General features: G+C 62.7%; 2 protein-coding genes. Both read left to right on the top strand.

Annotated elements, in window-relative coordinates; genetic code table 11:
* Positions 1-458 precede the first annotated feature (458 nt).
* Complete coding sequence (locus tag EDC30_RS10815; RefSeq protein ID WP_132258857.1) at positions 459-8,717, top strand: SdrD B-like domain-containing protein; 8,259 nt, start codon at positions 459-461, stop codon at positions 8,715-8,717.
* Positions 8,714-12,712 carry an OmpA family protein gene (locus EDC30_RS10820; RefSeq protein ID WP_132258858.1) on the top strand — a complete coding sequence of 1,333 codons (3,999 nt, stop codon included), beginning with the start codon at positions 8,714-8,716 and terminating at the stop codon, positions 12,710-12,712. Before EDC30_RS10815 ends, EDC30_RS10820 begins: the two co-directional genes overlap by 4 nt.
* Positions 12,713-12,736 lie beyond the last annotated feature (24 nt).

Here is a 12,736-nt window from a genome sequence, read left to right on the forward strand (position 1 = left end):
CCGATGGCAATTGAGCAGCAGTAATCTGCAGCCAGACACGTGACACGCTCTTACCTGTAGCGAATTAGCCGCGTTGCCTTAGGGAATTTCACAATTTCTTGCTTTCCCTCAATTCAAACTCCCTATAATTTCGTCTTAGAAATTCTTGCCTCACATCTATCTGGCCGTGCAGTGCCACGTATGCGAATTGCAGCCCGAGTGAATGCAGCAAACTTTGCAGGGCGGGCAGTTATTGCCCGAGCAGCAGCGCAAACGTAGTAGAGCCTTATGTGCACCATCGGAAGTGGTTGTGAAAATTTGAATCAATACGGCGTGCCTGTCCTGGACACGTTTGCTCCACCTTCGTATTCTTCTGCCCCTGTTTTTTCCGCGCTTCATCGCGCCCGAAGCCTTACCTGGCGCAAAAGTAGCGGCATGTCGCTTTACGTTAATTAAAAACAATCAGCGCAATCCAGTCCATGAAAATTTCCCTTTCCCGTTTGTCCGGCAAATCGTTTGGACGTTTGGTGCTGAGCGTGCTGTTCGCCGTATCCATGCCGGTCCATGCAGTCGACATGCTGGTATCGAACTTCACGGACACGCCCGACCCTGCCGTGCGCGGGGGGAATATCGTATACACCGCGACCATCACCAATAACGCCACCGACGTCGCGCATGGCGTCAAGCTGGTATATGCCCTCGACCCCGACACCGCCTATGTGTCGAACTCGGGTGGATGTGTTTATGCCTCCGGTCCGCATACGGTGACCTGCTCGTACGCGACGGTCAATGGCGATACCTCTGGCCCCAACTCCGCCGATTTCTTGACGGTCAATGTGACGGTGGCAAGTAAGGCAAGTGCCGGCGCGACGGTGGGGATTTCCGCGACCGTATCGACCACCGATGTCGACACTGCCCCGGGCAACAATACCTTGAATCAGCTGACGACCCTGGGCAACGGCGCCGACATGTCGTTGAGTTTGTCGGCCAACCCGACCACGGTTGCGGCAAGCGGTACACTGACCTATACCGCTGCCGTGACGAACCTCGGCCCCAACTCCGCCAGCAATGTGGCCGTCGCTGTTACCTTGTCTCCTAACGTGACTTACCAATCTGCGGGCGGCAGCGGCTGGACCTGCGGTGCATCGGGGCAGGTGGTGACATGTACGCGCGCCAGCGGAGCAGTCGGCACGTTGCCGGATATCTCGATTGGCGTCAAACAGACGGGCGCCGTCACGGGCACCATCACCACGACCGGTGTGGTGACAATCAGCGGCAGCGCCACCGACTATAACAATAGCAACGATTCTTCGACTGCCAACGTTACCGTCACCACCGGCACGGACCTGGCGATCACCAAGACCGCGTCCACCGCTACGCCGGCATCGGGACAGGCGATGAGCTTCACTCTGCTGCCGCGCAACCTGGGGCCTTTCGCTGCCACTTCTGTGGCCGTAACCGATACGCTGCCGGCGGGCTTTAGCGGCATCGGCGCCAGCGGCACCGGCTGGTCCTGCGGCGTGGCAGGGCAGACGGTGACTTGTACTGCGGCGAGCTATGCAGTCGGCGCGAGCAATAACATCACCGTAACGGCGACGGCACCGACAGTGCTGAGCACGACCCCATTCACCAATACCGCGCAAATCACCAGCGCGACACCCGACCCCCACAGCGGCAATGATTCGGGCAGCGCATCAGTGACGGTATTGCCGGATGGCGTTGATCTCTCCATCACCAAGTCGCGCTCGCCCAATCCGGTGGCGCAAGGCTCCAACATCACCAATACGCTACGGGTTGCCAATGCCGGTCCGCGCAACGCGGTGACGGGCGAGGTGACGGTGACGGATACGCTGCCCGCCGGCGAAAGCTACGTTAGCTACAGCGGCAGCAACTGGACCTGCGGCGCGGTGGGCCAGATAGTCACATGTACCTACAATGCTTCCCTGGCGGTCGGCGGTTCGAGCTCCAACCTGGTGCTGACCACCACCGCCGTCAACGCCGGCACCTTGACCAACTCGGCTTGCGTGAGCTACACCAATGTGGGTGGTCAGGGATACACCGATCCGGTCTCCGGCAACAATTGCGTCGGCGCCGGCGTGTCGTCGACCGTATCGTCGAACGCGATCGACCTGCAAGTGGCGAAGACCGTCAGCGTCGACCCTCTGGCATGGAACGCATCCTCGCTCGACTATACGCTGACGATTACCAATGCCGGCCCCGGCGATGCCACCGGCGTGGTGCTGACCGACGTCATCCCCGGTTATAAATCCGGCGCCACCGGCATTGTCGCCAGCAGGACAGGCGGCACGTCGACCGCCACCTTCAACTGCACCAATGGTTCGACCGTCACCTGCACCCAGACCGGCGGCACCATCGCCGCCGGCACGACCGCGGTCTTCACCATCACGGTAGCGCGGCCGATGTATGACAGTTCGGCGCAGCCTGGCGGCAAGTGGACCAATACCGCCTCCGTCACATCGACCGACCAGGGCGACACGGATCTTTCCAACAATAGCGCCTCGGTGCAGGTCAAGGTCGACCCGGTGGCCGACGTCCGTATCCAGAACACCGCCACGCCCGCTTCCGCCCAGGCCGGCACCAATGCCACCTATGTTTTGACCGTCAACAACGCCGGTCCGTCCACCGCCAAATCGGTCACCGTCACCGACGTCTTTACGATCCCGGTCGGTACTATGACCTTCATCTCGGCGACGCCGAGCGCCGGCTCCTGCGCAGCCTTTAACGCCGGCACCAATACGCTGACGTGCTCGCTCGGCGATATCGCCGAAGGCGGCACCGCAACCGTCACCATCGTAGTCCGGCCGGATTACATGTCGCTGCCGCCCAGCCCGCGCACCATCACCAACGATGCGACGGTATCGATGACGACGCCGGACAGCAACACCGCTAATAACACTGCGCAATCGGTATTGACCGTGACGCAGGCTTCGCTGGATCTGCTGGTCAATCTCAGCGATAGCCCGGACCCGCTCGGCTTCGTGCCCGCCAGCGCCGGCCCGGTCTTCCCTGACAACGTCGTCACCTATCGCAACGCGATCACCAACCGCGGCCCATCGGTGGCCTCGGGGTTTGTGCTGACCTATGCGATGACGCCGCCCGCAGGCAAGAAGATGACCTTCCTCGGCGACAAACTGGCGTCCACCGGCCAAGCGTATTCGAACTACTGTAACAACCTGAATAGCCAGGTGACCGGACCGGCCACGCTGACCATCACCTGTACCTTCCCGGGTAACTTCATCTTGTTGGGCAATAACGCGACTACCGACCTGTATCTCGATTTCCGCGTCGATACGCAGCCGGCGCCGACAGGCGACGCGTTTGCATCGACCGTGTCGATCACGTCGAGCGAACCGGATTCGGTGGCAGGCAACAATTCCGCATCGCAGACCACCACGGTGCGCATGCGTTCGGACTTGCAGTTGGCGAAGTCGGCGCGCGCCTTCATCAGCGGCAGCGATGCGGCCACCAGCACGGTGCAAGTGCGCCAGCCTTTCTACTGGGTGCTGACGCTGACCAATGCCGGCCCAGGCGACAGCCAGATCACGCAAATCACGGACACGCTGCCGGCAGGCGTCACGCTGTATACCGGTGGCACTGTCGCGCCTTACAATGCCGCGCCCTATAACTCAGGCATCACCTGGAGCACTAATAACGGTACGCCGACGTCCGGCACGTGTTCCGGCACGACCACGCTGACCTGTAACATCGGTTTGCTGGAAAGCGGCAAGGTGGCGGTCGTGAGAGTGCCTGTAGTCTCCACCACCACTGGCGCTCGCAACAACTGCGCCTCGGCCACTACCAGCGAGGTCGATCCCAATAGCGCCAACAACACCACCATCTGCAGCAGCGTCACGGTACAGGCATCAAGCATCGCCGGCACCGTGTATTCCGACCTGGACAATAGCGGCACGAAAGGCGGGGCGGAACCGGGGATCAACAGCGTATCGCTTACGCTCACCGGCACTGACGATTACGGCAATGCGGTCAGCCGTACGGCCACCACCAATGCCAGCGGCAACTTCTCATTCGCCACGCTCTCGCCCGGCAGCTATGCGTTGACCGAGACGCAGCCCGCCGCTTACCAGGATGGCAAGGACACGGCAGGCAGCGCCGGCGGCACCATCACCGGCAATGGCACCGGCACCGACTCGATTAGCGGTATCAGCCTGGCCGCCAATACCGCGGCAACCGGCTACCTGTTTGGCGAGCTGGCCAATGCCACGATTTCCGGCTATGTCTTCGTCGACCTCAATTCCAACGCCATGCGCAACATTACCGGCGTGCCGGCGACGGACGAATCCGCCGGCATCACCGGCATCACCATTTCCCTGACCGGCACCGACGACCTCGGCGCGGTCAGCGCGACGGCGACAACGGGAGCGAATGGCTCCTATTCCTTCAGCACGCTGCGTCCCGGCACGTACCAGGTCCAGGAAGCGACCATCGTCGGCGTGACGCACACCGGCATGACCGTCGGCAGCAAGGGAGGGCAGGATGGCGCCACCGTCATCGGCGCCAATACCGCCGTGCCCGGCGCTACCAAGCGCACCGTGAGCAATATCACGGTCGCCGCCGGCGACGCCGCGCAAAACTATAATTTCGGCGAAAGCGGCCAGGGCTTGTCCGGCTATGTCTACGTCGACCTCAACAACAACGGCATCAAGGATGCGGGCGAGCCGGGCATTGCCGGTGTGAGCGTAACGCTGTCGGGCACGACCAGCGGCGGAGGGAACGTGTGCGCGGCGATCAGCCCCAATCCCTGTACCGTGACCACGGGCACTGATGGCGCCTACAGCTTCGCCGGTCTGCCAGCCAGTAACGGCAGCGGTTACACCCTGACCGAACAATCGCAAGCCAGCGCGCCGCTGTCGAATTACACCGACGGTGCTGAATCGATGGGCAGCCTTGGCGGCAGCGCGGCGGTCAACGATGCTTTCTCCGGCATCGTGATCAGCCTTGGACAATTCGGCCAGAACTACAACTTCGGCGAACGCGCCGGCACGATCAGCGGCGCGGTTTATTACGACAAGAACGATAACGGTGTCCGGGATGCCGGCGAGACCGGTATCGGCAGCGTCATGCTGACGCTTTCCGGCACTACCGCATCCGGCGCCAATGTGTGCACGATTCTGACAAGCTGCACCACCACCACGGCAGCCGACGGCACCTTCTCCTTCACCGGGCTGCCGGCTTCCAATGGTTCAGGCTATTCGCTGACCGAGACCCAGCCGGTGTACTATGCCGACCGCACCAATACCGCCGGCACCGGCGGCGGCACGGCAAGCGTAGTCGGCGGCAATAGCGTTTTCTCCGGCATCGCGCTCGCGGCGGGTTCGTCGGTGAGCGGCTATTTGTTCGGCGAAAAGACCGGCACCCTGAGCGGCTTTGTGTATAACGACGCCAATAACAATGGCGCGAAGAACGTCGGTGAAAACGGCATCGCCGGCGTGACGGTGACGCTGTCCGGCACCACCGCGTCCGGCGTCAATGTCTGTTCCGTCATATCCGGTTGCACCGCGACGACCGCGGCCGACGGCAGTTATTCCTTCACCAATGTGCCGAATGCTAATGTCGCCGGTTACACGCTGACCGAGCAGGCGCAGAACGTAGCGCCGCTGTCGACCTATGTCGATGGCATGGTGACCGCGGGCAGCAATTGCGGTGGCTGTACCACCGTCACTACCTCGCCCAACAGGATCCAGGCGATTCCCTTCAGCGCGGCCAACAGCTTCAGCGGATATAACTTTGCCGAACTGTCGCCGGCCAGCATTTCCGGCCGGGTCTATGTCGACCTGAACGGCAATGGCACATATGATGCCGGCGAAGAGCTGGGCAGCGTGACGCTGACCTTGACCGGCATCGACGACTTGGGCACGGCGGTCAATCGGACTGTCACGACCGCCAGCAACGGCGGCTACAGCATCACCATGTTGCGCCCGTCGAATGGCGCCGGCTATGTGATTACCGAAACCCAGCCTGCCAGTTATGGCGACTATCCTGCCGCGACAGGCACCGAACGCGGCACGATCGGCGGCCTGCCAACCGGCACCGCCGCGCAGAATGTCATTTCCGCCATCGTGCTGCCGCTGGGCGGCTCGGCGATCAACTATAACTTCCGCGAGATGCCGCCGACCGGATCGATCTCCGGCTTCGTGTACGTCGACGCCAACGAAAACGGCGTCAAGGATGGCGGCGAAGTCGGCATTGCCGGCGTTACCGTCAAGCTGACCGGCATCGATGTCAACGGCAATGCCGCGTCGGCGACCACCACCACGGCAGCCGACGGCAGATACAGCTTCAACAATCTGCCGGCCAGCAATGGCACCGGCTACACCATCACCGAGATCCAGCCGCTCGCCAATACCGATCGCCAGACCACTATCGCCCTCGGCAATCCCGGCACGCTCGGCGGCGGCAAGCCGATCGCGGCCGGCGGCAACGACATCATCAGCGGGATCGTGTTCGTCGCGGGCGCAAGCTTGACCAACTATAACTTTGGCGAGAGTCCGCCAGGCGGCACCATTTCCGGCTTCGTCTATGGCGACACCAACGACAATGGCGTCAAGGACGCGGGCGAAACCGGCATTGCCGGCGTCACCGTCAAGCTGACCGGCACCGATTACACCGGCGCCGCCGTGAACCGTTCCATCACGACTGCGGCGGACGGCAGTTTCACTTTCGCCATCGTGCCGGCCAGCGGCGGCAGCGGCTATGTGCTTACCGAGACGCAGCCATCGGCCTACCGCGACGGCAAGACCAGCGTGGCCAGCGGCAACCCGGGCAACGCCGATAGCGGCAAGCCGGTTGGCGTCGGCAACCATGACAGGATCACCAATATCGTCCTGACCAATGGCGCCGATTTCGCCAACTATCTGTTCGGTGAAGTGCCGTTGCCGACCCTGAAGCCGCCCATCGTCAATGGCTACGTGTGGATGGACCGAGCGCATAACCGCATGCGTCCGCTGGACGGGTCGCTCCAGGGCATGCCCAACTGGACAGTGCGCCTGGAAAAGAGCGGTGCGCTGATCTGCACCGTCTCGACGGATAGCAACGGCTTCTATCAGTTCGACAACCTGCATTGCCCTGGCCATGAAGCCAGCGGCTTGCCGACTGGTAGCGGCTATACGATTGTCTTCAACAAGGATGGCAATAACCTGCCGGCAGTGCCGATATCGGGCAATAACCGCGGCGATGTGCCGGCGGGCGGCGGATCACGCATCACCAACATCACACTGAATGCGAACGATCATGTGAGCGAGCAGAATTTGCCGCTGGACCCTGCCGGCATCATCTACGACTCCATGACGCGACAACCGGTCGCGGGCGCGGCGATCTCGATTTCCGGGCCGCCTGGTTTCGATCCTGCGACGCATCTGGTCGGCGGGACGTTCGCCATGAGCCAGACAGTCGGCAGTGACGGCATGTATCAGTTCCTGCTGCAGAACGGCTTCCCGAGCGGCGTCTATACGCTGACCGTCAATTCGCCTGCCGGTTATTTGCCGGCGCCTTCCAGCCGCCTGCCTGCCTGCGTGGGTCCGCTGACGGTCGGCCTGGTGCCGACACCGGCGCTGGTGCAAGCCAGCGATCCGGCGCCGGCCGCAAACGTGCCGATGCCGGCCAGTCCGAGCGCGTGCGCAGGCATCGTGCCCGGCGGCGCGGCGACGTCGCAGTATTACTTCAGCTTCGTGATCACCAATGGCGGGTCGGCGCCGATTCTGAATAACCATATTCCCATCGATCCGCTGCTGCCGGGCATGCTGCTGGTGACCAAGACCACGCCGAAGGTCAACGTGGCACGCGGCGACCTGGTGCCGTACACGATTACCGTCACCAATACCCAATCGGTAGCCTTGCCGGGCATGGCAGTACGCGACCAGATGCCGCCGGGATTCAAGTACCGCACGGGCAGCGGGCGCCTCAATGGCGCGGCGGCAGAGCCTGCCGTGTCGGGCCGCCTGCTGTCGTGGAATGGGCAGAACTTCGCGCCGCAGGAAAAGAAGACCTACACCCTGGTGCTGACGGTCGGCAGCGGCGTGGGCGACGGAGATTATGTCAACCAGGCATTCGCCGCGTATGGCGCGACCGGCGCGGTCGTCTCCAACATGGCTTCGGCCATCGTGCGCGTCATTCCCGACGCCACCTTCGACTGCCCTGACGTCATTGGCAAGGTATTCGACGACCGCAACGCCAATGGTTACCAGGATGACGGCGAGCCGGGCATTCCGAACGTGCGGCTCGCCACGCCGCGCGGCTTGCTGGTGACGACGGATGCGGAAGGGCGCTTCCATGTGCCTTGCGCCGATATTCCCAATCAGGATCGCGGATCGAATTTCGTCATGAAGCTTGATGACCGCACGCTGCCGTCGGGTTATCGCCTGACCACGGAAAATCCGGCCGACGTGCGCATCACGCGCGGCAAGATGGTCAAGATGAACTTCGGCGCCACCGTCCACCGCGTCGTGCGCATCGAGATGGAAGACGCCGCCTTCGAAGCCGGCAAGACCGACTTAAAAGCGGAATGGCGCACGCAGATCGATGCGCTCATGGAGCAGCTGAAGGCCAAGCCTTCGGTGGTGCGCATCGCCTATCAGCGCGGCGCCGAGCAGGGCGACCTGGCAGCGAAGCGCGTCGAGGCACTGCAGGAAGAAATAAGAAAACGATGGAAGGAAATGCACGGCATGTACACGCTGGTAATTGAAACGGAGGGCGTGCAATGAAAATGCCGGTTTCCTTCAACAATCTGCGTCCGACGCGGCTCGCCGTTTTGCTCGGCGCTCTCGGGCTCGTCACGCTAGGCGTGCAGGCGCAAGAGAACGCGCAGCAGGACAAGAGCAAGGCGAACGAGAGCAACCTGCGCGGCAAGATGGTCGACCGCAGCAATCTCATTAACCTGCCGACGCCATCGAGCAGCGAGCAGGATTCGACCGTGGCGACACCATCTGCGGTGCAGGTCGTCAAGGATCGAGGCGCGGCCGCAGGCAATGCCTGCGCGCCTACGGTGTCGCGCGGTGGGCAGCCGTTTTCCATCAGCGTTGACGGGCAGCCGCTCGACATGGATAGCGCACTGCAGGAAGCCGACCGCCAGCGCTGCGTCGATGTGGCGCTGGAAAAGGCTGCCGTGCAGATCAAATATGATCCGCTCAAGGTGGCGCCGGCATTGAATGTGTGGACGGCCCCGGCCGTCGCCTTGCGCGGCAAGCCTGTCGAATTCGGCACCTATACCAACTATGCCTGGTGGCTGCGCAAGGGCGAGATACGAGTGTTTCTTAAGGGCCGCAGCACGCAGGAAACGCCGCTGGCGGTGTTGCCAATTGCGCCCGGTGCGAGCCTGCAATGGCAAGTGCCCGAAGGCGCACCGGAAGAGTTGATTTATGTCTTGCGAGTCTATGATGATCAGGACCGGTTCGACGAGACTGTGCCCAAGACCCTGCGCATACTCGACCGCGCCGAAGTCGCCACGATCAATGAACGCGCTTCGCAAGAAAAGCTTGTCGGCTGGGGCGGGAATGCGCTACACCTGAAAAACATTCCCACCTCCGGCGGCAGCGTCACTGTCAGCGGCGATAATATCAAGGCAGGGCAGGTCGTGACCGCGCTCGGCATGCCGGTGCCGGTGGATGCCAGGGGCAAATTCGCGTTGAGGCAAATTCTGCCGGCCGGCCCGCATATGGTGGAAGTGTCGGTCAAGGATGCGCAAGGCGTCGGCACGACATTCCGCCGCAGCCTGTCGATTGCGGATAGCGACTGGTTCTATGTCGCCGTCGCCGACCTGACTGCAGGACGCGACCGTACCGCCGGCCCGGCACGGCTCGTGACCGGCGACACCAATCACTATGACAACCGCACCTGGATCGATGGTCGCGGCGCGTTCTATTTGAAAGGCAAGATCAAGGGCGAATACCTGCTGACTGCCAGCGCCGACACGCGCGAGCAGCCGTTCCGCGATCTGTTCACCAACTTCCAGTCGAAAGATCCGAACTATCTCCTGCGCCGCATCGATCCCGACCAATACTATCCGGTCTATGGCGACGACAGTACCATCGCCGACGATGCGCCAACCCAGGGCAAGTTTTACGTGCGCCTGGAAAAAGGCGATTCGCACGTAATGTGGGGTAATTTCCTGACGGCCTGGACCGGCACCGAGCTGACGCAATACAGCCGTGGCCTGTACGGCGCCAATCTGCTGTGGAATTCCGATGGCAGCACGGCGCAAGGCGAAAAACGCAGCACGCTCAATCTGTTCGCGGCCGAGCCGGGCACCTTGCAGTCGCGCGCGGAATTTCGCGGCACTGGCGGTTCGCTCTACTACCTGCGCCAGCAAGACATCACGCAGGGATCGGAACGCGTCTGGGTGGAAGTGCGCGACAAGGATTCGGGCATGGTCCTGCAGCGCAATCTGCTGGGGCCGGCGCAGGATTACGACATCAATTACCTGCAAGGCCGCATCACGCTGCGCGCGCCCTTGCCGTCGACAGCCGACGGCAGCACCCTGGTGCAGACGTCCAGCCTCAACGGCAACCCGGTCTACCTGGTCGTGACTTATGAATACGTGCCGGGCCTGACGGCGATTGATGGCAACACGCTCGGTTTGCGTGCCAGCCATTGGCTCAACGACAGCGTGCGCGTCGGCGTGACTTCGTACCGCCAGGGAGAAAACGGCGCTGACCAGAATCTGCGCGGGCTCGACACGACCTTGCGCTACAAGCCCGGCACCTGGCTCAAGGCCGAAGTCGCGCGCTCCTCCGGCATCGGCAGCACGACCCTGATATCGTCCTCGGGCGGTTTCGACTACACCCAGCCCACCACGCCGACGGGCGCGGCCGCCGATGCGCGTCGCGTCGAAGCGGCGGTCGATCTGGCTGACCTGCACGAAGGCTTGAAGGGGCGCCTGTCTGCCTACTGGCAGGATCGCGAAGCCGGTTACTCGGGGCCGGGCCAGGTCACGGCGACTGGCGAAGCGGTAACGCAAACGGGCCTCGCTGCCGCCGTGCCGGTCAGCGACAATACCGAAGTCGCGGTCAAGGCCGATAAGGTCGATGCCACCAGCCAGCGAACCAACGCCGCTGAAGCGGCCGTGCGTGTCAAGGTGAATCCGGAATGGGGCGTGTCGGCAGGCGTGCGTCATGACAAGCGCAAGCAGTCGGCAGCGACAGCCGGGACAATCGTCACCGCCAGCCCGATCCTGAATCAGCTCGGCAGCCGCAGCGACGTGATCGTGCGCGTGGATTTCCGTCCGCTTGCCGAAGGCGAGAAAGCCAAGGCAGCAGCGCAGGCTGGCGCGCTGGTGCCTTCGCAGGCAGCCCAGGCAGTCAGCACCGCGACCGCCGCGACCGGGCCGGTATCGACTATGGCCGCCAGGCCTGCGACTTCCACGCCGGGCAGCGCGCCCGCCATGAACGATCCGACTGTAGCTGCCGGCATCGCCGCCGCGCGCGTGCCCGGCCTGCGCTACGAGCCCTGGGACCTTTACGGGTTCACCCAGCACACCCTGGAACGCAGCGGCACGCGCGCCAACAACGATCGCGCCGGTGTCGGCGGCAGTTGGCAGGTCACTGACAAATTGCGCCTCGGCGCCGAAGCATCCGGCGGCAGCGGTGGCGCGGGCGGACGCTTGTCGGGAGACTATCGCGTCAACGAGCGCAGCGACGTCTATCTTTCGTACACGATGGAGACTGAGAATCCTGACGTGAATTATGTCGGGAGACAAGGCACGCTTGCACTGGGCAGCCACTATCGCCTCACAGAGCGGGTCGGCCTGTTCGGTGAAACGCGCTGGTCCGATGGCGCCGGACCGCAAAGTCTGACGCACGCGTTTGGCGTCGATTTCGCCGCCAGCGAATTCTGGACCTCCGGGGTCAAGTTCGAAACCGGCACCTTGTCCGACCCCTTGACGGGCGACCTCAAGCGCAACGCCGTCGGCTTATCGGCGGCCTATAAATCCGAGCGCACGAAGTTTTCGACCGCGCTGGAATACCGTGTCGACCGCGGCACCAGTCTCGGCACGGTGACCGGCACTTGCAGCGTGCCGGCAACCGTCACGCCTTGCGTCGATTCGGCATCGAATGGCGAGCGCCGCAGCTGGCTGACCAAGAATGCGCTCGGCTATCAGTACGATCCGGCTTGGCGCCTGCTCGGCAAGCTCAACATCGCGCGCAGCGTTTCCAGCCAGGGCGCATTCTTCGATGGCGATTACACCGAATTCGTGTTGGGCACGGCCTACCGGCCGACCGACAACGACCGCTGGAATGCCTTGTTCAAGTACACCTACTTTTACAATCTGCCGTCCGTGGCGCAGATCGATGGCGCCACCGGCGCCATGCCCGACTATTCGCAAAAAAGCCATGTGTTCAATATCGACGTGATCCACGACCTGCGTCCGTGGGTGTCGGTCGGCGCCAAGTACGGCATTCGCGTCGGCAAACTCAGCCCGACCCGGACCAGAGGGGACTGGTTCTCAAGCCGTGCGGACCTCGTGGTATTGCGGGCGGATTTCCACTGGATCAGGGAATGGGATGCGGTGGTCGAGGCAAGGAGCTTGCGCGCGCGCGAGGCGGGTGACCGGCGTTCCGGTTTCCTGACGGGCTTGTATCGCCACGCAGGCGAGCATGCGAAGATCGGGGTCGGTTATAACTTCACGGATTTTTCCGATGATTTGACAGACCTGTCTTACCGCAGCCGCGGCTGGTTCATCAATGTGCTTGGGAAGTTCTAATTCAAAGGCAGGGTAATGTTGGTC

The organism is Paucimonas lemoignei (assembly GCF_004342585.1).
GTDB classification, from domain to species: Bacteria; Pseudomonadota; Gammaproteobacteria; order Burkholderiales; family Burkholderiaceae_D; genus Paucimonas; species Paucimonas lemoignei.